The organism is Pseudescherichia vulneris NBRC 102420 (assembly GCF_000759795.1).
GTDB classification, from domain to species: domain Bacteria; phylum Pseudomonadota; class Gammaproteobacteria; order Enterobacterales; family Enterobacteriaceae; genus Pseudescherichia; species Pseudescherichia vulneris.
Genome location: NZ_BBMZ01000007.1, coordinates 270794 through 293879 on the forward strand (window position 1 = coordinate 270794; position 23086 = coordinate 293879).

At 57.2% G+C, this 23086-nt stretch carries 22 protein-coding genes and 1 riboswitch; of the genes, 14 read left to right on the forward strand and 8 right to left on the reverse strand.

Features of this window, described 5'->3' with window-relative positions:
- Nucleotides 1–109: 109 nt before the first annotated feature.
- The 5 genes from bglX to EV102420_RS05325 all read left to right on the forward strand — a co-directional run bounded on the left by bglX (nt 110) and on the right by EV102420_RS05325 (nt 6257).
- Nucleotides 110–2407 carry a beta-glucosidase BglX gene (bglX, locus tag EV102420_RS05305; RefSeq protein ID WP_042389760.1) on the forward strand — a complete coding sequence of 766 codons (2298 nt, stop codon included), beginning with the start codon at nt 110–112 and terminating at the stop codon, nt 2405–2407.
- A gap of 97 nt (nt 2408–2504) precedes the next feature.
- Nucleotides 2505–3422 (forward strand): glycine betaine ABC transporter substrate-binding protein OsmF, encoded by a 918-nt coding sequence (osmF, locus tag EV102420_RS05310; RefSeq protein WP_042389761.1) that lies wholly within the window; start codon nt 2505–2507, stop codon nt 3420–3422.
- Between the two features lie 21 nt (nt 3423–3443).
- Nucleotides 3444–4598, forward strand: a complete 1155-nt coding sequence (locus EV102420_RS05315) for an ABC transporter permease (protein WP_042389763.1) — start codon at nt 3444–3446, stop codon at nt 4596–4598.
- On the forward strand, nt 4595–5542 hold the full coding sequence (locus EV102420_RS05320) for an ABC transporter ATP-binding protein (RefSeq protein ID WP_042389765.1): 948 nt from the start codon (nt 4595–4597) through the stop codon (nt 5540–5542). Before EV102420_RS05315 ends, EV102420_RS05320 begins: the two co-directional genes overlap by 4 nt.
- The gene (locus EV102420_RS05325) at nt 5526–6257 is read left to right on the forward strand and encodes an ABC transporter permease (RefSeq protein ID WP_042389767.1); all 732 of its coding nucleotides are present in this window, start codon (nt 5526–5528) and stop codon (nt 6255–6257) included. Before EV102420_RS05320 ends, EV102420_RS05325 begins: the two co-directional genes overlap by 17 nt.
- Here the strand turns inward: EV102420_RS05325 and EV102420_RS21835 are convergent.
- Together EV102420_RS21835 and mlrA are read right to left on the reverse strand one after the other, a co-directional pair.
- Nucleotides 6238–6345: a protein YohO gene (locus EV102420_RS21835; RefSeq protein ID WP_077776488.1), complete on the reverse strand. Its 108-nt coding sequence runs from the start codon at nt 6343–6345 to the stop codon at nt 6238–6240. The two genes, EV102420_RS05325 and EV102420_RS21835, sit on opposite strands and share 20 nt — an antisense overlap.
- A 58-nt stretch (nt 6346–6403) precedes the next feature.
- Nucleotides 6404–7135, reverse strand: a complete 732-nt coding sequence (mlrA, locus tag EV102420_RS05330; RefSeq protein WP_042389944.1) for an HTH-type transcriptional regulator MlrA — start codon at nt 7133–7135, stop codon at nt 6404–6406.
- A 217-nt stretch (nt 7136–7352) separates the two neighbouring features.
- On the opposite strand from mlrA, the gene EV102420_RS05335 reads away from it, so the two are divergent.
- The 3 genes from EV102420_RS05335 to EV102420_RS05345 are packed head-to-tail and all read left to right on the forward strand — an operon-like array spanning nt 7353 to nt 10270.
- A complete protein-coding gene (locus tag EV102420_RS05335) occupies nt 7353–9041 on the forward strand; it encodes a sensor histidine kinase (RefSeq protein ID WP_042389769.1) in 1689 nt (562 codons plus the stop codon).
- Nucleotides 9035–9754, forward strand: a complete 720-nt coding sequence (gene btsR / locus EV102420_RS05340) for a two-component system response regulator BtsR (protein ID WP_042389771.1) — start codon at nt 9035–9037, stop codon at nt 9752–9754. The genes EV102420_RS05335 and btsR overlap by 7 nt, the downstream gene beginning before the upstream one ends.
- Nucleotides 9755–9802: 48 nt before the next feature.
- A complete protein-coding gene (locus EV102420_RS05345; protein WP_042389773.1) occupies nt 9803–10270 on the forward strand; it encodes a YehS family protein in 468 nt (155 codons plus the stop codon).
- Nucleotides 10271–10313: 43 nt separating this feature from the next.
- Here EV102420_RS05345 and EV102420_RS05350 read toward each other — a convergent pair whose 3' ends face one another.
- Both EV102420_RS05350 and metG read right to left on the reverse strand, forming a co-directional pair.
- On the reverse strand, nt 10314–10772 hold the full coding sequence (locus tag EV102420_RS05350; protein WP_042389775.1) for a YehR family lipoprotein: 459 nt from the start codon (nt 10770–10772) through the stop codon (nt 10314–10316).
- A gap of 85 nt (nt 10773–10857) precedes the next feature.
- Nucleotides 10858–12891, reverse strand: a complete 2034-nt coding sequence (metG, locus tag EV102420_RS05355) for a methionine--tRNA ligase (protein ID WP_042389946.1) — start codon at nt 12889–12891, stop codon at nt 10858–10860.
- Between the two features lie 135 nt (nt 12892–13026).
- Between metG and apbC the strand changes: the two genes are divergently transcribed.
- Nucleotides 13027–14136, forward strand: a complete 1110-nt coding sequence (gene apbC / locus EV102420_RS05360; RefSeq protein WP_042389777.1) for an iron-sulfur cluster carrier protein ApbC — start codon at nt 13027–13029, stop codon at nt 14134–14136.
- A gap of 57 nt (nt 14137–14193) precedes the next feature.
- On the opposite strand, the gene EV102420_RS05365 is transcribed toward apbC, so the two are convergent.
- The 3 genes from EV102420_RS05365 to EV102420_RS05375 all read right to left on the reverse strand — a co-directional run bounded on the left by EV102420_RS05365 (nt 14194) and on the right by EV102420_RS05375 (nt 16178).
- On the reverse strand, nt 14194–14619 hold the full coding sequence (locus tag EV102420_RS05365; protein ID WP_042389779.1) for a GNAT family N-acetyltransferase: 426 nt from the start codon (nt 14617–14619) through the stop codon (nt 14194–14196).
- Nucleotides 14616–14945: an RcnB family protein gene (locus EV102420_RS05370; RefSeq protein WP_042389780.1), complete on the reverse strand. Its 330-nt coding sequence runs from the start codon at nt 14943–14945 to the stop codon at nt 14616–14618. Before EV102420_RS05370 ends, EV102420_RS05365 begins: the two co-directional genes overlap by 4 nt.
- A 225-nt stretch (nt 14946–15170) precedes the next feature.
- Entirely contained in the window at nt 15171–16178 is a 1008-nt protein-coding gene (locus EV102420_RS05375; RefSeq protein WP_042389783.1) for a zinc-binding alcohol dehydrogenase family protein, read from the reverse strand.
- A gap of 164 nt (nt 16179–16342) precedes the next feature.
- On the opposite strand from EV102420_RS05375, the gene EV102420_RS05380 reads away from it, so the two are divergent.
- Entirely contained in the window at nt 16343–17236 is an 894-nt protein-coding gene (locus EV102420_RS05380; protein ID WP_042389786.1) for a LysR family transcriptional regulator, read from the forward strand.
- A gap of 641 nt (nt 17237–17877) precedes the next feature.
- On the opposite strand, the gene EV102420_RS05390 is transcribed toward EV102420_RS05380, so the two are convergent.
- The gene (locus tag EV102420_RS05390) at nt 17878–19275 is read right to left on the reverse strand and encodes a PAAR domain-containing protein (RefSeq protein ID WP_042389790.1); all 1398 of its coding nucleotides are present in this window, start codon (nt 19273–19275) and stop codon (nt 17878–17880) included.
- 207 nt (nt 19276–19482) lie between these two features.
- Nucleotides 19483–19579: riboswitch (TPP riboswitch) on the forward strand.
- 32 nt (nt 19580–19611) lie between these two features.
- On the opposite strand from EV102420_RS05390, the gene thiM reads away from it, so the two are divergent.
- The 4 genes from thiM to fbaB all read left to right on the forward strand — a co-directional run bounded on the left by thiM (nt 19612) and on the right by fbaB (nt 22911).
- Nucleotides 19612–20400, forward strand: coding sequence for a hydroxyethylthiazole kinase (thiM, locus tag EV102420_RS05395; protein ID WP_042389793.1), 789 nt, complete (start codon nt 19612–19614; stop codon nt 20398–20400).
- Nucleotides 20397–21197 carry a bifunctional hydroxymethylpyrimidine kinase/phosphomethylpyrimidine kinase gene (gene thiD, locus EV102420_RS05400; RefSeq protein WP_042389795.1) on the forward strand — a complete coding sequence of 267 codons (801 nt, stop codon included), beginning with the start codon at nt 20397–20399 and terminating at the stop codon, nt 21195–21197. Before thiM ends, thiD begins: the two co-directional genes overlap by 4 nt.
- A 126-nt stretch (nt 21198–21323) precedes the next feature.
- Complete coding sequence (locus EV102420_RS05405) at nt 21324–21689, forward strand: hypothetical protein (RefSeq protein WP_042389797.1); 366 nt, start codon at nt 21324–21326, stop codon at nt 21687–21689.
- Between the two features lie 169 nt (nt 21690–21858).
- Nucleotides 21859–22911, forward strand: a complete 1053-nt coding sequence (gene fbaB, locus EV102420_RS05410) for a class I fructose-bisphosphate aldolase (RefSeq protein WP_042389799.1) — start codon at nt 21859–21861, stop codon at nt 22909–22911.
- Nucleotides 22912–23086 lie beyond the last annotated feature (175 nt).

The window sequence follows — 23086 nt, forward strand, 5'->3', positions numbered from 1 at the left end:
CCAGAAAAATAAGAGAATAACCCTGCAAGGCGCGCTACGATTATGGCACACTGCATTTTTCGCACGATCAGGCCGCTGAGTCGGCTGTTAATACAAGAGAGTGAACGACATGAAATGGCTATGTTCAGTAGGTGTCGCCGTAGGGCTGGCGCTGCAACCCGCGTTGGCAGAGGATACGTCCGCTAACCATCCCCTGACGCCGCAGGCGCGGGATGCATACGTCACGGATTTGCTCAAAAAGATGACGGTCGACGAAAAAATTGGCCAGCTACGTCTGATCAGCGTCGGACCGGATAACCCGAAAGAGGCGATCCGCGACATGATCAAAGCCAGCCAGGTAGGGGCGATTTTCAACACCGTGACCCGCCAGGATATCCGTGCGATGCAGGACCAGGCGATGCAGCTTAGCCGCCTGAAGATCCCTCTCTTCTTCGCCTTCGACGTGGTACACGGTCAGCGTACCGTTTTCCCTATCAGCCTCGGCCTGGCCTCCTCCTTCGATCTTGACGCAGTCAAAACCGTCGGTCGCATCTCCGCCTATGAAGCGGCGGACGACGGTCTGAACATGACCTGGGCTCCGATGGTCGACGTCACGCGCGACCCGCGCTGGGGCCGTGGCTCTGAGGGCTTCGGAGAAGATACCTACCTTACCGCGATGATGGGCAAAACCATGGTCGAAGCGATGCAGGGCAAAAGCCCGGCGGATCGCTACTCGGTGATGACCAGCGTGAAACACTTCGCCGCCTACGGTGCCGTGGAGGGCGGGAAAGAGTACAACACCGTCGACATGAGCCCGCAGCGCCTGTTTAACGACTACATGCCGCCCTATAAAGCGGCGCTGGACGCCGGCAGCGGCGGGGTGATGATTGCCCTTAACTCGCTCAACGGTACCCCGGCCTCCTCTGACTCGTGGCTGCTGAAGGATCTCCTGCGCGGCGACTGGAAATTTAAAGGCATCACTATCTCCGATCACGGGGCGATTAAAGAGCTGATCAAGCACGGCACGGCGGCGGATCCAGAGGATGCGGTGCGCGTGGCGATCAAATCCGGCGTCGACATGAGCATGGCCGATGAGTACTACAGCAAGTACCTGCCGGACCTGATCAAGAGCGGCAAGGTCACCATGGACGAGCTGGACGACGCCACTCGCCACGTGCTGAACGTCAAATATGATATGGGGCTGTTCAACGATCCCTATAGCCACCTTGGCCCGAAAGAGAGCGATCCGCAGGATACCAACGCCGAGAGCCGTCTGCACCGTAAAGAGGCGCGGGAAGTGGCACGCGAAAGCATGGTGCTGCTGAAAAACCGGCTGGAGACGCTGCCGCTGAAAAAATCGGCCACCGTTGCCGTGGTGGGGCCGCTGGCCGACAGCAAGCGTGACGTGATGGGCAGCTGGTCTGCCGCTGGGGTGAGTGACCAGTCCGTGACCGTGCTGACCGGGATCAAAAACGCCGTCGGCAGCGAAGGGAAGGTGATCTTTGCGAAAGGCGCAAACGTCACCAACGACAAAGATATTATTACGTTCCTTAACCAGTACGAGCCGGCTATTCAGGTTGACGAGCGCACGCCGCAGGCAATGATTGACGAAGCGGTCAAGGCAGCGAACGACGCTGACGTGGTGGTCGCCGTCGTGGGCGAGTCTCAGGGCATGGCGCACGAAGCCTCCAGCCGGACCGACATTACCATTCCTCAGAGCCAGCAGGATCTGATCACCGCCCTGAAAGCCACCGGCAAGCCGCTGGTGCTGGTGCTGATGAACGGCCGCCCGCTGGCGATGGTCAAGCAGGATCAGCAGGCGGACGCCATTCTGGAGACCTGGTTCGCCGGGACCGAGGGCGGCAACGCCGTGGCCGACGTGCTGTTTGGCGACTATAACCCATCCGGCAAGCTGCCGATCTCCTTCCCGCGTTCGGTAGGGCAGATCCCGGTCTACTACAGCCACCTGAACACCGGCCGTCCGTACAACGCCGAGCATCCGAACAAGTACACCTCGCGCTACTTTGACGAGGCTAACGGGCCGCTCTATCCGTTTGGCTACGGCCTGAGCTACACCACCTTCAGCGTCTCTGACGTTAAGCTCTCTGCGCCGACGCTCTCGCGTGACGGCACGGTCACCGCCAGCGTTGACGTGACCAACACCGGCAAGCGGGAAGGGGCCACGGTAATGCAGATGTACATTCAGGATGTCACCGCCTCCCAGAGCCGTCCGGTGAAGGAGCTGAAGGGCTTTGATAAGGTCAACCTTAAGCCGGGCGAGACCCAGACCGTCAGCTTCCCGATCGACATTAACGCCCTGAAGTTCTGGAATCAGAAGATGAAATACGATGCTGAGCCAGGCAAGTTTAACGTCTTTATCGGCACCGACTCCGCCCGGGTAAAACAGGCGCAGTTCGAATTGCAATAATCAGAATAGCAATAACCAAAAGGGTCAGTTTACTGGCCCTTCTTTTTGTGAGATGAGTAAGAGCGACCGCAATTTCAACAAGAATGAGGAAAGTGCAATGGCAATGATAAAAACAACGCTGGGCTCACTGGTATTGATGGCTGCCGTGAGCCTGCCTGCGCTGGCGGCTGAGCCAATCAAAGTCGGCTCGAAAATTGATACCGAAGGGGCGCTGCTCGGCAATATTATTCTGCAAGTGCTGGAGAGCCACGGCGTAAAAACCGTCAATAAAGTTCAGCTGGGAACCACGCCGGTAGTGCGCGGGGCGATTACCTCCGGCGAGCTGGATATCTACCCAGAGTACACCGGCAACGGGGCGTTCTTCTTTAAAGATGAGAACGATGCGGCGTGGAAAAACGCCCAGCAGGGCTACGAAAAGGTCAAAAAGCTCGATTTTGAGCAGAACAAGCTGGTGTGGCTGACCCCGGCTCCGGCCAACAACACCTGGACCATTGCCGTTCGCAAAGACCTGGCGGAGAAGAACAAGCTCACCTCGCTGACCGATCTCAGCGCCTACCTGAAGAAGGGCGGGGACGTTAAGCTGGCGGCGTCGGCAGAGTTTATCGAGCGCGCCGATGCCCTACCGGCGTTTGAAAAAGCCTACGACTTCAAGCTGGATCAGAAGCAGCTCCTCTCCCTGGCTGGGGGTGATACGGCGGTCACCATTAAAGCGGCGGCCCAGCAGACCTCTGGCGTGAACGCGGCGATGGCCTACGGTACCGACGGCCCGGTTGCGGCCCTTGGCCTGCAAACCCTGAGCGATCCGAAAGGCGTGCAGCCGATCTATGCCCCGACGCCGGTGGTGCGTGAGGCAGTGCTGAAGGCGTATCCGCAGCTGGAAGCGTGGCTGAAGCCGGTATTTGCCAGCCTGGATGAGAAAACGCTCCAGCAGCTTAATGCCAGCATCGCCGTTGAAGGGCTGGATGCCAAGAAAGTCGCCGCCGACTATCTGAAACAGAAAGGGCTGGTGAAGTAACCCGCCCGACAGGACAGGAACGTGTCTATACGCTGTCATAACCGCGTCTTGCTGCTGCTGGTGGCATTAGCCCTGGCGGCAGCGCTGCTGCCTTTTGTCAACTATGCGCCCAATCGGCTGGTGTCCGGCGAGAGCCGGGCGCTGTGGCAGATTTGGCCGCACTCGCCCGCGCTGTGGCTTGTCGTACCGCTGCTCTTTCTCGCGCTCTGCTTTCTGCCCTGGCGCTGGCCGCTGGTGGCGACGCTGGCGCTGGCTGAGCTGTGCTTTATTGTGCTGGTTTGGGGGGCGGGTAAAGCCGCCACCGATCTGGCGCAGACGGGCAGCACGCTGGCGCGCACCTCCATCGGCAGCGGCCTCTGGCTATGGCTGGCCCTGGCGCTGCTTGCCTGCAGCGATGCCATCCGTCGCCTTACCGTTAATCCCCTCTGGCGCTGGCTATTGCAGGCTCAGATCTGGCTGGTGCCGCTGCTGCTCCTGCACTTAGGGGCCCTGAATCATCTCTCGCTGATGAAAGAGTACGCCAACCGCCAGGACGTGTTTAACGACGCCCTGGCCCAGCACCTGGTTCTGCTGCTGGGGACGCTGCTTCCGGCGCTGCTGCTGGGCGGCGCCCTGGGGCTGTGGTGCTACCGCCATCCGGCGCGGCAGGCGCCGGTATTTACCGTGCTCAACGTTATCCAGACCGTGCCCTCCGTGGCGCTGTTTGGTCTGCTCATCGCTCCGCTGGCCGGGCTGGTTGCGCACTTTCCCGCGCTTAGCCGCATCGGCATCGCCGGAACCGGCCTGACGCCCGCGCTGATCGCCCTGGTGCTTTACGCCCTGCTGCCGCTAGTGCGCGGGGTGGTGGCGGGCCTGAATCAGGTGCCCAGAGACGTGCTGGAGAGCGCCGCCGGAATGGGGATGAGCGCTCGCCAGCGCTTCTTCCAGGTGCGATTGCCGCTGGCCCTGCCGGTGCTGCTGCGCAGCCTGCGGGTGGTAACGGTGCAGACGGTGGGGATGGCAGTGATCGCCGCCCTGATTGGCGCGGGCGGCTTCGGCGCGCTGGTTTTCCAGGGGCTGCTCAGCAGCGCTCTGGATCTGGTGCTGCTGGGGGTGATCCCGACGATTGCCCTGGCAGTCGTCGTCGACGCACTTTTTGGCTTATGGATAGCGCTGCTGAAGGTAAAACAGCCATGATCGAGTTCACGCAGGTTAGCAAAATGTTTAACGGGCAGAGCGCGGTCAGCGATCTCAATCTGCACTTCAAAACCGGGGCTTTTTCGGTGCTGATCGGCACCTCAGGCTCCGGGAAGTCCACCACTCTGAAGATGATCAACCGGCTAGTGGAGCACGATGCGGGCACTATCCGCTTTGCCGGGGAGGAGATCCGCAGTCTGCCGCTGCTGGCCCTGCGGCGGCGCATGGGGTATGCCATTCAGTCTATCGGCCTCTTTCCCCACTGGACGGTAGCGCAGAACATTGCCACCGTGCCGCAGCTGCTGAAGTGGCCCCGGGCGAAAATCGATGCCCGCATTGACGAGCTGATGGCGCTGCTGGGGCTGGATCCGCAGCTACGCGGGCGCTATCCGCACCAGCTTTCAGGCGGTCAGCAGCAGCGCGTCGGCGTGGCGCGAGCGCTGGCGGCCGACCCGGAGGTGCTGCTGATGGATGAGCCTTTTGGCGCACTGGATCCGGTGACCCGCGGCGTGCTCCAGCAGGAGATGAAGCGTATCCACCGTCTGCTGGGACGCACCATTGTGCTGGTCACTCACGATATCGACGAGGCGCTGCAGCTGGCGGGCAACCTGGTGCTGATGGATGAGGGCAGGGTAGTGCAGCAGGGGACGCCGTTGGAGATGCTGACCCGTCCTGCGAATGAGTTTGTCCGCACCTTCTTTGGCCGCAGCGAGCTGGGCGTGCGGCTGCTCTCTCTGCGCAGCGTGGGTGATTACGTTCGCCCCGGCGAGCAGGTAGACGGCGAGCCGCTTGATGCGGCCATGACCCTGCGCGACGCGCTCTCCGCGTTTGTTGCCCGCCGCTGCGAAGTGCTGCCGGTGGCCAACGCTGAGGGGGTACCCTACGGCGCGATCCACTTCCAGGATCTGCTTCGCGCGGAGGCCAGCCGTGAAAGCCATTCGTGATCCGCTTCTCTGGCTTATTGCGCTGTTTATCGCCCTGTTGGTGGCGCTGCCCTACAGCGGCGGCCTGTTTAGTGCGCTCTTCCCGGAGCTCTCACGGCCGCTCTATCAGCAGGAGAGCTTTATCTCCCTGACGCTGGCCCACTTCTGGCTGGTGGGCGTCTCCAGCGCGATAGCCGTGGTGCTGGGCGTCGGGGCGGGCATCGCCGTGACCCGTCCGGCGGGACTGGAGTTTCGCTCGCTGGTAGAGACCATCGCTGCGGTTGGACAGACCTTTCCGCCGGTGGCGGTGCTGGCAATCGCCGTGCCGGTGATGGGCTTTGGCAAAGAGCCAGCCATTATTGCGCTGACCCTCTACGGGGTGCTGCCGGTTTTGCAGGGGACGCTGGCGGGTTTCGCTGCGCTTCCCGGTGGCGTGGTGAGCGTAGCGGAGGGGATGGGACTGAGCGGATGGCAGCGTCTGTTCAAAGTTGAACTGCCGCTGGCCGCGCCGGTGATCCTGGCCGGGGTACGAACCTCGGTGATTATCAATATTGGCACGGCGGCGATTGCGTCAACGGTAGGGGCAAATACGCTGGGGACGCCGATTATCATCGGCCTGAGCGGGTTTAACACCGCCTACGTTCTGCAGGGGGCGCTACTGGTAGCCCTTGCGGCGATTATCGTCGACCGCTGCTTTGAACGGCTGGCACGCCGTCTTAGCCAGCATGCAAAATAACGGTGTAGCCCGCCAGCATCACGCCGCCGATGCCGCCTACGGCCATCAGAAAGAAAAGGGTAACGATAGAAATTTTGGCTGCGTTCATGATCTGCTCCTTATTTACGCGGATAAGTATAACGTGAAGCGCAGCTGTTAATAAAACATTAAATGCCGAGCGGATAGATAGCATGCCCGGCGGCCTGCCATGTCGCCAGCTGCTGCCGCTGCGCTGGGGTAGGGGCGTCACCGCACCACACCATTAGGGTATGGCCCTCAAACAGATCCGGGCGCAGCTGGTTCAGTGAGTTTGCCAGCACCTCCACGCGCCAGCCCTGCTCGCTAACCCGCCAGCCTTCCAGCCATAGCCGGGTGGTATCGTGAATGTTCCAGCCGACGACCAGCGCATCCTTGCTGTGCTTCTTTCGGGACGCGGCAAGGGAGGCAGAGATGTGGTTGATCAGAATACCGTCAAGCAGGCTGAGCATCGCCAGGAGGGTAGGCTGCTGACAGCGCAGGCGGCGGCGAAGCGGGATCAATAGATGAAGAGTAAGCGTTTCAGCAGGGTAGTCGCGGGTGCGCTCCTTTAGCCACTGGCGCAGGCGGGGAATATTGCCGTTTTGCAGCAGCTGCAGCAGCGCCTCCTGCTGGTCGCGCCAGCCGTTTGAGCCATCCAGCGACTCGTTAACCAGCAGCGCCTGAACTTTACTCACCGGCACGCCGGTGTCGATCCAGCGCTTTATTTCACGGATCAGGTCGATATCCGCATCGTTAAATAGCCGATGACCGCCATCCGTGCGCTGCGGCTTCAGTAGTCCATACCGCCGCTGCCAGGCGCGCAGCGTAACGGGATTGATATCACAGAGCAAAGCCACTTCACCAATCGTGTAAAGCGCCATGATTTCACCTTTGCCAGCAGACTCCATTTCCCGAGGATCGATCCCCAGCCTACCAGAAGGGACCGATCGTTTTATGATCGCTTTGTAACAATTTCGTCAAATGATCGGTGCGATTTTGTGATAGTGAGCACGATTTGCTGAATTATTGCAATGCTTAAAAGAAAGTTACATCCACTCACTGTATGTTACGCGTTTTTACCGGGATGGACGCGCAGGCATGTATGAATTTAATCTGGTCCTGCTGCTGTTGCAGCAGATGTGCGTGTTTCTGGTTATCGCCTGGCTAATGAGTAAAACCCGGCTCTTTATCCCCCTGATGCAGGTCACCGTCCGGCTGCCGCACAAGCTGCTCTGCTACGTGACCTTCTCGATTTTCTGCATTCTGGGGACCTACTTTGGCCTGCATATCGAAGACTCCATCGCCAACACGCGGGCTATCGGCGCGGTGATGGGGGGGCTGCTGGGCGGTCCGGTTGTGGGCGCGCTGGTGGGATTTACCGGTGGCCTGCACCGCTATTCAATGGGCGGGATGACCGCCCTGAGCTGCATGCTCTCCACGATGGTGGAAGGGCTGCTCGGCGGGCTGGTGCACAGCATGCTGATCAAGCGCGGCCGCACCGACTATGTCTTTAACCCTCTCACGGCGGGGGCGATCACCCTGGTGGCGGAGCTGGTACAGATGCTGATTATTCTGCTCATCGCCCGGCCCTTTGCCGACGCCCTGCATCTGGTAAGCAGCATCGCTGCGCCGATGATGGTGACCAACACCGTGGGGGCGGCGCTGTTTATGCGCATCCTGCTGGACAAGCGCGCCATGTTCGAAAAGTACACCTCGGCCTTCTCCGCCACCGCCTTAAAGGTCGCGGCCTCCACGGAGGGGATCTTGCGTCAGGGGTTCAACGAAGAGAACAGCATGAAGGTGGCCCAGGTGCTCTATCAGGAGCTGGATATCGGCGCGGTAGCCATCACCGACCGGGAGAAGCTGCTGGCGTTTAAGGGCATCGGTGACGATCACCATCTGCCGGGTCGGCCTATCTCCTCCGCCTGGACCAAAAAGACGCTGGAGACCGGCGAGGTGGTCTACGCCGACGGTAACGAGGTGCCGTACCGCTGCTCGCTGCACCCCCAGTGCAAGCTCGGCTCGACGCTGGTGATCCCGCTGCGCGGTGAAAATCAGCGGGTGATGGGCACCATCAAGCTTTATGAAGCGAAAAACCGGCTGTTTAGCTCCATCAACCGTACGCTGGGGGAGGGGATTGCCCAGCTGCTGTCGGCGCAAATTCTGGCCGGGCAGTACGAGCGGCAGAAGGCCCTCCTGACCCAGTCGGAGATCAAGCTGCTCCATGCCCAGGTCAACCCGCACTTTCTGTTTAACGCGCTTAATACGCTGAAGGCGGTGATCCGCCGCGACAGTGACCAGGCGGGCCAGCTGGTACAGTATCTCTCCACCTTTTTCCGTAAAAACCTGAAGCGTCCGTCGGAGGTGGTTACTCTGGCGGATGAGATTGAGCATGTGAATGCTTACCTGCAAATCGAGAAGGCGCGCTTTCAGGCCAACTTGCAGGTGACGCTGTACGTACCCGATGCGCTGGCCCATCAGCAGCTCCCGGCATTTACCCTACAGCCGATCGTCGAAAACGCGATTAAGCACGGCACCTCGCAGCTGCTTGGGGTAGGGGAGATCACCATTCAGGCCAGTCAGGATCAACAGTACCTGGTGCTGGATATTGAAGATAACGCGGGTCTCTATCAGCCGAAAACCGATGCCAGCGGGCTGGGGATGAGCCTCGTGGACAAGCGCCTGCGGGCGCGGTTTGGCGACACCTGCGGCATTACCGTGCAGTGCGAGCCGGATCGTTTTACCCGTGTTACCCTGCGACTGCCTCTGGAGGAGAACGCATGTTAAAAGTGTTGATTGTCGATGACGAGCCGCTGGCGCGGGAGAACCTACGCGTTCTGCTGGAAGATGAGAGCGAGATTGAGATTGTTGGCGAATGTGCCAACGCCATTGAGGCGCTGGGAGCGGTGCACAAGCTGCGTCCGGACGTGCTGTTTCTGGATATCCAGATGCCGCGCATCAGCGGGCTGGAGATGGTCGGCATGCTCGACCCGGATCAGCGACCTTACGTGGTGTTTCTCACCGCCTTCGACGAGTATGCGGTGAAGGCGTTCGAAGAGCACGCCTTTGACTATCTGCTTAAGCCCATCGAGGCGGCACGGCTGGAGAAGACGCTCCACCGTCTGCGCCAGGCGCGGGGCGTACAGGACATCTCTCTGCTGCCGGAGAACCAGCAGGCGCTGAAGTTCATCCCCTGCACCGGCCACAGCCGTATTTGGCTATTGCAAATGGATGACGTGGCCTTTGTCAGCAGTCGAATGAGCGGCGTCTACGTCACCAACCACGAAGGCAAAGAGGGCTTTACCGAGCTGACGCTGCGCACCCTGGAGCAGCGTACGCCGCTGATGCGCTGCCATCGTCAGTATCTGGTGAATATGGCCCATCTGCAGGAGATCCGCTTTGAGGATAACGGCCAGGCCGAGCTGCTGCTGCGCGACGGCCACACCGTGCCGGTCAGCCGCCGCTACCTGAAAAATCTAAAAGAGGCGCTGGGGTTGTAACGTTCGGTGGTACACTGTGCGTTTGCGAAAATCACCGCTGAAGAGACTATGCTGAACAACGATATTTTACGTAGCCTGCGCTACACCCTGAAAGCCAATAACACCGAGCTGCAACGGATTTTTACCCTTGGCGGCGCAGAGGCCAGCGAGCAGCAGATTGCTGTCTGGCTGCGTAAAGAGGAAGAGGCAGGCTTCCAGGCCTGTCCGGACATCGTAATGTCGACCTTTCTCAACGGGCTGATCTATGACCGCCGCGGCAAAGACGAGTCTGCTCCCGATCTCAAGGCCGATCGCAAGCTGAATAATAATATTGTGCTGAAAAAGCTGCGGATCGCCTTTGCGTTAAAAACCGACGATATTCTGGCTATTCTGACTGAGCAGCAGTTCCGCGTATCGATGCCGGAAATTACTGCAATGATGCGGGCCCCGGATCATAAAAACTATCGCGAGTGTGGGGATCAATTCTTCCGCTATTTCCTGCGGGGTCTGGCCGTTCGTCTGCACGCGGCTAAATAATGTGAGACTGCCCGGCAACTGGCGCTGCCGGGCATAAAGCAGATTACTTCACTTCTTTAAAGCCGCGAGATTCCAGCAGCTGTTCAGATTTCTTCATGCTGATACCTTCTTTGATTTCACCGGTAAACGCCGTGCCCTGCACTTTCTGCAGCGCGTCGCGATCAACTTTGGTGTAATCAACGGTTAAGGTCTCAGTGGCATAGGTATCCTGGTAGTCCAGGCTCTCGTCCACGCCTTTAATCTCTTTATACTGCTCGCTGATTGGCCCCAGGCGCTGCATGGCCGCCTCTTTATTTGGGATCCCCAGCGCATCATAGTGCAGGGTATTTTTCGCCGTCTGGCGCAGCACGACGTCGTTTTTATAGTAATAGGTCAGCTCAACGTTGGTTTTACCGTCTGACCAGGTAAAGGTCTTACTCTCCTCTTTGTCGCCACAGCCGCTCAAGGTAATTACCAGCAATGCAGTAAACGCAGTAGCAATGATTTTTTTCACGATATTCATACTTTTCCCTTATTTAAAATAACCCTGTCCCTAGAATCATAGCGCAATAAAAAAAGGGTGCTCTGTTTACAGCACCCTTTGCGGATTATTTAACCTGTTGTCCCGGCTGCGCACCGCTGTCCGGGCTCAGCAGGAAGATATCCTTCCCGCCAGGACCGGCGGCCATCACCATGCCTTCAGAGAGACCAAAGCGCATCTTGCGCGGCGCAAGGTTGGCGACCATCACCGTCAGGCGACCCACCAGCGCGGCCGGATCCGGATAGGCAGAGCGAATGCCGGAGAAGACATTACGCTTCTCGCCGCCGAGATCCAGGGTCAGGCGCAGCAGCTTGTCGGAGCCGTCAACGAACTCGGCGTTCTCGATCAGCGCCACGCGCATGTCGACTTTAGCGAAGTCGTCAAAGCTGATGGTCTCCTGAATCGGATCGTCTGCCAGCGGGCCGGTGACCGGCGCAGCGGCGGCTTTCACCTCTTCTTTCGAGGCCTCGACCAGGGCTTCTACCTGCTTCATCTCGATGCGGTTATACAGCGCCTTAAAGGTATTTACCTTGTGGCCCAGCAGCGGCTGCTGGATAGCATCCCAGGTCAGCTCGGTGTTCAGGAACGCTTCGGCGCGGGCGGCCAGCTGCGGCAGCACCGGCTTCAGCCAGGTCATCAGCACGCGGAACAGGTTAAGTCCCATGGTGCAGATAGCCTGCAGGTCGGCATCGCGGCCCTCCTGCTTGGCCACCACCCACGGTGCCTGCTCGTCAACGTAGCGGTTTGCCACGTCGGCCAGGGCCATGATCTCACGCACCGCTTTACCAAACTCGCGGCTCTCCCAGGCTTCGCCAATACTGGCTGCCGCATCGGTGAAGGTTTTATACAGCGCCGGATCCGGCAGCTCGGCCGCCAGCACGCCGTCAAAGCGCTTGGCAATAAAGCCCGCGTTACGGGAGGCGAGGTTCACCACCTTGTTAACGATGTCGGCATTCACGCGCTGGACGAAATCTTCCAGGTTCAGGTCGATATCATCGATGCGCGACGAGAGCTTGGCGGTGTAGTAGTAGCGCAGGCTGTCGGCGTCAAAATGGTTCAGCCAGGTGCTGGCTTTAATGAAGGTCCCGCGCGATTTGGACATCTTCGCGCCGTTCACCGTCACGTAGCCGTGCACGAACAGGTTGGTTGGCTTGCGGAAGTTGCTGCCTTCCAGCATCGCCGGCCAGAACAGGCTGTGGAAGTAGACGATATCCTTGCCGATAAAGTGATACAGCTCGGCGGTAGAGTCTTTCTTCCAGTATTCGTCGAAGCTGGTGGTGTCCCCGCGCTTGTCGCACAGGTTCTTGAACGAGCCCATGTAGCCGATCGGCGCATCCAGCCAGACGTAGAAGTATTTGCCCGGCGCGTTCGGAATTTCAAAGCCGAAGTAGGGCGCATCGCGGGAGATATCCCACTGCTGCAGGCCGGATTCGAACCACTCCTGCATTTTGTTAGCCACCTGCTCCTGCAGCGCGCCAGAGCGGGTCCAGGCCTGCAACATTTCGCTGAACGACGGCAGGTCAAAGAAGAAGTGCTCAGAGTCACGCATCACCGGCGTCGCGCCAGAGACCACCGACTTCGGCTCGATCAGCTCGGTCGGGCTGTAGGTCGCGCCGCACACTTCGCAGTTATCGCCATACTGATCCGGCGACTTACATTTCGGGCAGGTGCCTTTCACAAAACGGTCCGGCAGGAACATGCCTTTCTCTGGATCGTAGAGCTGGGAGATCGTGCGGTTCTTAATAAAACCGTTCTCTTTCAGGCGGCCGTAGATCAGCTCGGACAGCTCGCGGTTCTCTTCGCTATGCGTAGAGTGGTAGTTGTCATAGCTGATATCAAAGCCAGCGAAATCGGTCTGGTGCTCCTGGCTCATCTCACCGATCATCTGCTCCGGGGTAATGCCGAGCTGCTGGGCTTTCAGCATGATTGGCGTGCCGTGGGCATCGTCGGCGCAGATGAAGTTGACGTCGTGGCCGCGCATTCGCTGGTAACGGACCCAGACATCAGCCTGGATGTGCTCCAGCATATGGCCGAGGTGGATAGAGCCGTTTGCGTACGGCAGCGCGCACGTTACCAGAATTTTTTTCGCGACTTGAGTCATAGTGAGCATTACGTCTTCTGTAAAAAAAGGGGTTTCGATATTACCAAATGGGGCACTATTAAGTAAGCACAAACCTTTTTCTTTCAGGTAAACTTGTTACACGAGCTTTTCACCTACAAGAACAGAGGAGTCGGGATGAACTCTCAATCCCAGGCCAAATCACCGGAAGCCCTGCGAGCAATGGTAGCCGGAACGCTGGCGAATTTTCAGCACCCCACCCTGAAGCATAATCTCACCGCATTAAAAGCCGTGCACCACGTTGCCTGGATGGATGATACCGTGCACATCGAACTGCTGATGCCGTTCGCCTGGCGCAGCGCGTTTGAGGAGCTGAAGGAGCAGTGCAGCGCCGAGCTGCTGCGCATCACTGGCGCAAAAGCTATCGACTGGAAGCTGTCCCACACCATCGCCACGCTGAAGCGTGTTAAAAACCAGCCGGGCATCAACGGCGTGAAGAACATTATTGCCGTCAGCTCCGGCAAGGGCGGGGTAGGGAAGTCCTCTACCGCGGTCAACCTGGCGCTGGCGCTGGCCGCCGAAGGGGCCAAGGTCGGTATCCTGGATGCCGATATCTACGGTCCGTCAATCCCGGCGATGCTGGGCACTGAGGGCAATCGTCCGACTTCCCCGGACGGCACCCACATGGCACCGATCATGGTCCATGGCCTCGCAACCAACTCTATCGGCTATCTGGTAACCGACGATAACGCGATGGTGTGGCGCGGCCCGATGGCCAGCAAGGCGCTGCTGCAGCTGCTGCAGGAGTCAATGTGGCCGGATCTGGATTACCTGGTGCTGGATATGCCGCCGGGTACCGGGGATATTCAGCTGACGCTGGCGCAAAACATCCCGGTGACCGGGGCGCTGGTGGTCACCACTCCGCAGGATATCGCACTGATCGACGCCAAAAAAGGTATCGTGATGTTTGAGAAGGTGGAAGTGCCGGTGCTGGGCATCGTTGAGAACATGAGCATGCACATTTGCAGCAACTGCGGTCATCACGAAGCCATCTTCGGCACCGGTGGCGCAGAGAAGCTGGCCGAGCAGTATCACACTGAACTGCTGGGACAGATGCCGCTGCACATTACGCTGCGTGAGGATCTCGATAACGGCACGCCGACGGTGATCCATCGTCCTGATAGCGAGTTCACCGCTCTCTACCGTCAGCTGGCGGGGCGCGTTGCCGCTCAGCTCTACTGGCAGGGCGACGTGATCCCGTCAGAGATCGCCTTCCGCGCGGTGTAAGCGGGTCGAATTTGCATGTTGTAGGCCGGGTCAGGCGAAGCCGCCACCCGGCGTTTCTTAAAGCAATTTGTAGTGCAGTAAAAAGTAATCCCCTTCCGGCGCTTCGCCTCGCGCCTCGATATGCCAGCCGTGACGGCGATAAAACGCCAGCGCGGCTTTGTTCTCAGCAAGACACTTCAGCGATCCCGAACTGGTAAAATTCGACTGCACCTTCTTCAGCAGCGCGCTGCCGACGCCCTGACCCTGATACGCCGGGTCAACAAACAGGTTGTGGACGAAATTATCGTTCAGGGTGACCGACGCGAAGCCCAGGCGGTGCCCATCTTCTTCGGCCACCCAGATGCGCTCTCCAAGCGTGGCAGCATCAAAATCTTCCAGCTGCCAGTCGCTACCCTCTTTCCACGTCCAGCAGGTACGGCGGGCATGCAGATACAGCGTGCGTAGGAAGGGGCGATCGCTCTCTTGCCAGGGGCGAATAATCATCGGTGGTAGAAAATCTCGCCGTCATAGACTTTGAGGATCTTACCTTCGGGTTCGGTGATCAGCACATAGTTGCCGCCCATATAGGTCCAGCGGCTGCCGGCATCCGGCGCGGGCAGGTTACGCTGCTGCCACGCTTTGATGTTGTATTCATCGGTGAGGTACATCGGCGGAACGGTGTCGCCGATTTTGAATTTGGTAAAGTCAGCAACAAATTCCTGCAGTTCGTATTTCGATATGCCCGTGGCGGCAGCACTCTGTGGCGCTGCAAAAGCGGCGCTCGCTGATACCAGCAGTGCACCAAGAAGCATCAGTTTGGTCTTACCCATGGTCTCTCCATATTTTGCCGGGCGGGCTGTTTTCATCTGGCCCTTTAGTATTACGTGCGCGCTATCATCGCTGTGATTTCTCACTGAAAGCAATAGCAAAAGCTATCATGCTCGCGCGTGCTTTGGAAAAAAGTGTAAGCAAATGCGGGAGAAAGCAGAAGCAGCGGATCGCTAAAAAAGCCATCCGCTTGAGAAGGGCGATCCCTTTTGGGATGATTCCTGGCGTTAAAAACCTTCCAGCACGATCTTACCTACCGCCCGGTGGGATTCCAGCAGCCGGTGGGCTTTACGCAGGTTCTCAGCGTTGATTGCGCCGAAGTGTTCGCCCAGGGTGGTCTTAATCACGCCGTCATCAATAAGCGAGGCGACGCGGGTCAGCAGACGGTGCTGTTCAATGATGTCCTGGGTTTCGAACATCGAGCGAGTGAACATAAACTCCCAGTGCAGAGAGATACTCTTCGCCTTAAGCGGGCGCGCATCGAGCGTCTCGGGATCGTCAATCAGCGCCAGCTTGCCTTGCGGGATCAGCGCTTCAATCAGCTGCTGATAGTGCTCTTCGGTATTGTTAAGGCTGGCGACGTGGGTAACGTGCTGGATGCCGATCCGCGCCAGCTCTTCGGTAAGCAGCTTGCTGTGATCGATAACGTGGTGCGCCCCGAGGTCGGTCACCCACTGCTGGCTTGCCGGGCGTGACGCGGTGCCGATCACCGTCATTTTGGTGAGCTTACGGGCAAGCTGGGTCATGATGGAGCCGACCCCGCCAGCTGCCCCGACGATCAGCAGCACGTCGCCTTCATTGCCGTTTTCGTTAACGCCGAGGCGGTCGAATAGCATCTCCCAGGCCGTAATGGCGGTAAGCGGCAGCGCGGCGGCGGCGGCATTGTCCAAAGAACCAGGCTTTAGCGCCACGATGCGCTCATCCACCAGCTGATACTCGCTATTACTGCCTGGGCGGGTCAGCGCCCCGGCGTACCACACGGTGTCGCCGGGCTTAAACAGCGTCACCCCGTCGCCGACGTCGGCCACGACGCCTACTGCATCCCAGCCGAGAATACGTGGCGTATCGGCATTAAAGCCCGCGCGCACTTTGGTATCGACCGGATTAACGGAGATAGCATTGACCTGCACCAGCAGGTCATGGCCGTGCGCGACCGGTTTTTCAATCTCAATTTCCTGTAGAGCGTCCACGTTGCCGTTGGCCTGCGCCGCAGCGGTAATAGCAATAGCTTTCATAAATACTCCATAGCATGAGTGGCTTCAGATGAATAAGTTTAGGGTAACCAGCGCCTGACACGGGAAACAGCCTCTGATAACAGCAGCACTTATCCTCCGCGAGTGAAAATCGCCTGCGTTTGCGCTACTGTTGAGCCTTACTCATAAATAGTGAGACAGCGTTGATGCTCAAAGATAATTTTAACGATCTCTACTATCTGACCGTGGTGGCGCAGGAGCGGAGCTTTACCCGTGCGGCCGCGAAGCTCGGGGTATCCCAGTCGGCTTTGAGTCATGCTATTAAAGGCCTGGAGGAGCGGCTGGAGATCCGCCTGCTGACGCGCACTACTCGCAGCGTTGCGCCGACCGAGGCGGGAGAGAGGCTTATCAACACCCTTGCGCCACGCTTTAGCGAGATCGAGACCGAGCTCAACTCGCTGACCGAGATACGCGATCGCGTCGCCGGTAATATTCGTATTAACCTTGGAGAGCACGCTCTGCAATCGACGGTTTGGCCAGCGCTGAAGCCTTTTTTGCAGGCATATCCTGATGTAAACGTTGAGCTGACTACCGATAACACCCTGACGGATATCGTTAGCGGTCGCTTTGACGCAGGGGTGCGGCTGGGGGAGCAGGTCGCCAAGGATATGGTGGCGGTCAGAATTGGCCCGGACTGGCGCATGCTGGTGGTGGGCTCTCCGGATTACTTTGCCCGCCACGGCAGACCAGACACGCCGCACGATCTCCAGCATCACCGCTGCATCAATATTCGTCTGCCGACGCTCGGCGGGCTTTACGCTTGGGAGTTCTCCCGCGACGGCCAGGATCTGCGTGTGCGGGTCGAGGGACAGCTGACCTTTAATCATCTTCCCGCCCGCGTCGATGCGGCAATATCCGGTATGGGGCTGGCGTTTGTGCCAGAGGATACGGTCGCGGGCGCGCTGGCCGAAGGGAAGCTGGAGGCGGTGCTGGAGCCGTGGTGCGAGCCGTTTCAGGGGTATTACCTCTACTACCCCAGCCGCAAGCAGCACACCCAGGCCTTTGCCCGGCTTATAGAGGCGCTGAGGTATAAGGGGTAAGAGATGATGGATGAAGGCGATTTGAAGAAAATCGTTCGCTGAGGTTCACAATCGGCTTGGTTCTACACGTTGATGGTTTTTTGACAGCGGAGATTTTTACACTCTGTACCTCACAGCGTATGTTCTTCTAAAAAGATTGGCAGGGTATTATAAGCGTAATTGCATACATTCACCTTAGCTTTAGTCAGTTATGCAATTGATATATTGTGAATAGGCGATAATTATAAAAAAAGTAATGTAGTTGGTTTTTTGCTTGTTAAATTACTTAAAGAAATAGGATGTTACAATAGTTGCGAAAAGAAACGTGATGGTTATCAGGAGCAATGTAAATTTAATCTTTAACCATGCTGTCATTTCATTAGGTAAGTTTCTAATGAAATCATAATGATCTGATTTCATATTTCTAACTATAAAACTACCTTTTCTAACTATAAGAGGAAATAAAAAATAGAAATCTTTTTGGAAGGTCAAGAAAAGACCTCCAGCCTGAGAAAGTATTACCCCATTAGGTAAATATCCAAATCTATTATGAAAAACATCGCATAACTTATTGTGTTCCTTATTTTTTAATGCTGAGTATGCAATGGAAATAAATCCAAAGGTTATGCATAGAAATGTGAAAGTAGCGGGTATCATGTTCATTATTTACCTGCCGCCTCATATATTGATTCCCCTAAATCCACACCTTTCGATGATAAGTACTCTCCAGCTGCGTAGCTACCACTTGTTCCAAGTATTACACCGCAAGCTAATGCCCCAGCACCACCAAATTCTATTGTTGCAGTACCTAAAACTAAGGCACATATACCCGTACCAACTGCACCACCGGCGATACTTCCAATGATCCCACCAGAAAAACTACCAATCTCAGTATATTTTTTCTTAGTACATTCGGCTTCCCGGCCTACAGAGCAAGCCTCATGAATTTCATTCAGTGAGTGAAGGGCGCTAAAACCAATGCCTACATAACCCGTATAACGCATGGCTTTCATGTATTTGGCTGCGCGCTCAATATGCGTCGCGTAGCCTTCAATGTCACCGATCCCTGTCTCATCCCATTTGTGAGTGATTGAGCTGGTAGATAAGCCAAGCGCATCTTTTATTTTTGTGTACTCACCAAATTTCATAGCCTTATTCAGGAAGCCCACTTTCAGGACACTTTCAAGTTCTTTAAATAGCTGGGCACGCTTGACATAGAATTGCCCACCAATCAACGCGCCGCGTGTCAGGTAAGCACTTTTGTATGTTTCCTGAATCTCTTTGAGGATTTTTTCGATATTCTCAAAGTACTTACCTACGGGATCGGCTAAAAGGCCTATCCCCTTATCGGCAACGTTCGAGAAGTTGGCAATAGTGGCGTAATGCTGATGCAGGAAGTTAGCCTCCTGATGCGTTAGCGGTTCCAGGGCTACATCGATGCGCTGCTTAGCACTTTTCATATGGTTAATTTGTTCGCTGTCCTGCTTTTCAGGATCGACCAGAAGCAGAATAGAACCGGCTTTGTATTCCTTCCCTGCGCCGTTTAGCGAAGAAAATAGCGCTTTAGCTCCAAAAGGCGAGTTTAATGTAAATAGCTGACGCTGCCATGCATCCATGGTGCCGCCGTAAGGGATAACGGCAAAACCTGCATCAGTGCCCATTTTCTTTTTCACTGTCTGGGCATGTTGTTCTGGCTCTGGCTCTGAAAAACGTTTTGGCATGACTGCTGCTGGGACAAAAACCGCAGCTGCGACACTTGAACGTCTTAACGAAGAGTCAGTTTCTTTTTCATAACAGTCAGGTATGGAGGGGATGAATCTGGCCTTACAGGGACAGGAGCTGAAGCTATCCAGCGTTCCCGCTAACCGTTGCCTTTCATCCATGAAACTCTCTGTACCACCTATGATCTCGTATGTCACTCCCGGATTTTTACCACAGGAGACAAGATCACCTTCACGGGCTGCGTTTGCACCGTACCAGTCGATCTCTGGTGTTCCGGTTAATATTTTGCCACCGCAAGAAGTATGATCGCCTATCCGGAGGTAAAAGCCTGTCGCCATAAGTCCCTCTACTTTATGAACAGTAATCCATCTGGTTATTTTAACGGCAATAACCATATAAAAATAATGGTTTATGGTTAAGTAGGGTTGGATTTAGTAACAATTTGTGAAGTAAAGGCTTATCTTTGATAACTTTTTTAACTTCAAGGGCACGCTTGCATCAGCAAGCCACTTCCCCTAATCTGGCAAAAAGTTCAAAGATGTAATTTACATGACTCGGGGTGCCCTTCTTCGTGAAGGCTGAGAAATACCCGTACCACCTGATCTGGATAATGCCAGCGTAGGGAAGTCAGATGCCTGCCGGCGTCCCTTCTTCACGCCGGGCAGGAGCTGACTATGCAACCTGACCTGCTGAACCACGCGCACATCGCGTCTGTTTTACAGCACTTTCGTACCCATTCCACCCTTGTTCACTGCATGACTAACGACGTTGTGCAGACTTTTACCGCTAACGTTCTGCTGGCCCTCGGCGCTTCCCCTGCCATGGTGATTGAGCGCGAAGAGGCCGTACAGTTCAGCGCTATCGCCGACGCGCTGCTGGTTAACGTCGGTACGCTCACCGCAGACCGCGCCGATGCCATGCGCGCAGCAATCCATAGCGCGAATGAAGCGGGTAAACCCTGGACCCTGGACCCGGTAGCGGTTGGCGCGCTCGATTTTCGTAGCCGCTTCTGTCGGGAGATCCTCTCTCTACACCCGGCAGCGATCCGGGGTAATGCCTCGGAGATTATGGCCCTCGCGGGCGTGAGCGCAGGCGGGCGCGGGGTAGACACCACCGACTCGGCCAGCGCGGCGCGTCCTGCGGCGGAGCAGCTGGCTCGGGAGACGGGAGCGGTGGTCGCCGTCACCGGTGAGGTGGACTACGTCACCGACGGCAACCGCACGCTGAAGGTCATCGGCGGTGCGCCGATCATGACCCGTATTGTGGGCACCGGCTGCGCGCTGTCAGCGGTCGTAGCGGCAAGCTGTGCGCTGCCTGGTGAGCGCCTCGTTAACGTTGCGGCGGCCAGTGGCCTGTTCGCTCAGGCAGGCGGCGAGGCGGCGTCAGAGAGCCGCGGCCCCGGCTCCTTTGTCGCGGCGTTTCTCGATGCCCTCTATCACCTGGACGGAGGCGCGTTAGCATGAAACGAATTAACGCGTTAACCATCGCTGGCACCGATCCCAGCGGCGGGGCAGGCATTCAGGCGGATCTGAAAACCTTCTCGGCCCTCGGGGCCTATGGTTGCTCGGTTATCACCGCCCTGGTGGCGCAAAACACCCTCGGCGTGCAGTCGGTTTACCGCATTACGCCGGAGTTCGTCGCCGCGCAGCTGGATTCGGTATTGAGCGATGTGCGTATCGATACCACCAAGATTGGCATGCTGGCGGATACCGATATTATCGAGGCGGTGGCCGAGCGGCTGGCGCACTATCGGGTAGAGAATATCGTGCTAGATACGGTGATGCTGGCGAAGAGCGGCGATCCGCTTTTAACGCCCTCGGCGGTCGCTACCCTGCGCGCCCGGCTGCTGCCGCAGGTTTCACTGATCACCCCCAACCTGCCAGAGGCGGCGGCACTGCTTGATACCCATCACGCCCGCAATGAGCAGGATATGCATGAGCAGGGGCGGGCGCTGCTGGCGCTCGGCTGTGAAGCGGTACTGATGAAGGGCGGTCATCTTACCGACGGTGAAAGCCCGGACTGGCTCTTTACCCACGAGGGAGCCATGCGCTTCTCCGCCCCGCGCATTGCGACCAAAAATACCCACGGCACAGGCTGCACCCTCTCTGCGGCGCTGGCGGCGCTGCGCCCGCGTCATGCGAGCTGGGCCGATACCGTGGCCGAAGCGAAAGCCTGGTTAACTCAAGCCCTGGCGCAGGCGGACTCATTGGAGGTGGGGCAGGGCATCGGCCCGGTTCACCATTTCCACGCGTGGTGGTAAGTATATCGCTATAAATAAATACCCCTCCGGTTTGCGGAGGGGTATGAATATTGAGGTTAATACACTATCTTCAAAAAATGTCGCCGGTTCCTGCAAGCATAAATAAATGATAATGGAGCTGTGAAAATGAAACTACCTGCTTTGCTATTACCTGGCGCACTCGTGTTGTTGAGCGCCTGTGGCGGTAAAGCCCAGTCGCCGTATACGGGCTACATCGGCAGTAAGCATTATGACCAGTATATTTGCTTAACCGTGCCTGAAGACGGCGAGATAGAGGCTTACAACCTGACCTCGTCTAAGGATAATTTTAAATCCACCTATTCCCCCGTAGGTGAAGACCCCATCGCTGTCTATACGCCGGGAGTCTGTTTTTTAGCGCGCTTTGATAAGGGCTATATCTATTCATTTAATTACCAGCTGGAGGGCGACTGGTATCATTTCCGCTTTTTAGTTGACCAAAACGGCAAAACAACTATTTTAAATGCGTCCTGACGCGCTCTTATTACAATAATTTACCGGCTTATTTTTCACTAAGCCAAACGTATCAAAATGCTCTCTGTGCTGGAAAAATCCGCCGCCCGGTACCAGGCTTACTCTGCCTGCGAACTCAGGGCAGGACTAACCACGTTCGCCTGCGGGCGAACCTTACGGGAGCCTCATCATGACTGATATTTCACAGCTGCTTGGCAAAGATGCCGACAGCCTGTTGCAGCATCGTTGTATGACCATTCCAGCCGACCAGCTCTACCTGCCAGGACACGACTATGTCGACCGCGTGATGGTCGATAACAACCGTCCTCCTGCCGTACTCCGTAACATGCAGACGCTCTACAATACTGGCCGTCTGGCGGGAACCGGCTATCTGTCGATTCTGCCGGTTGACCAGGGCGTAGAGCACTCGGCGGGCGCGTCGTTCGCCGCCAACCCGCAATATTTCGATCCGAAAAACATCGTTGAGCTGGCCATTGAAGCGGGCTGTAACTGTGTCGCCTCTACCTATGGCGTGCTGGCCTCGGTATCGCGCCGCTATGCGCACCGCATTCCGTTTCTGGTAAAGCTTAACCATAACGAAACCCTGAGCTATCCCAACACCTTTGACCAAACGCTCTATGCCAGCGTCGAGCAGGCATTCAATATGGGCGCGGTTGCCGTGGGAGCGACGATCTACTTTGGCTCTGAGCAGTCGCGCCGCCAGATCGAGGAGGTCGCCAGCGCCTTTGAGCGGGCTCACGAGCTAGGGCTGGTAACCGTATTATGGGCCTACCTGCGCAACGCCGACTTCAAAAAGGATGGCGTGGACTATCACGTCTCTGCGGATCTCACCGGGCAGGCTAACCACCTGGCGGCTACCATCGGGGCGGATATCGTTAAGCAAAAGATGGCGGAGAACAACGGCGGCTATAACGCAGTGAAATATGGCTATACCGACGAGCGCGTCTACAGCAAACTCACCACCGATAACCCTATCGACCTGGTGCGCTATCAGCTGGCTAACTGCTACATGGGCCGTGCGGGGCTGATCAACTCCGGCGGCGCGTCGGGAGGCGAGGCTGATCTCACCGAGGCGGTGCGTACGGCGGTGATCAACAAGCGCGCGGGCGGCATGGGGCTGATCCTTGGCCGGAAAGCGTTTAAGAAAACGATGGCCGACGGCGTGAAGCTGATCAATGCCGTGCAGGATGTCTACCTGGATAATAAAGTGACCATTGCCTAATTAGTTACAACATGCTTTAGGTTGATTGTAGGCCCGGTAAGCGCAGCGCCACCGGGCGTTGCTGTGCAAAAGCGGCAATGCCGGGCGGCGCTGATGCTGGCCCGGCCTACAACACTATCTTCCCGATCTGCATCACATTTCCCCTCTCTTTTGTGAAAAGTGTCACTCAGCCCTG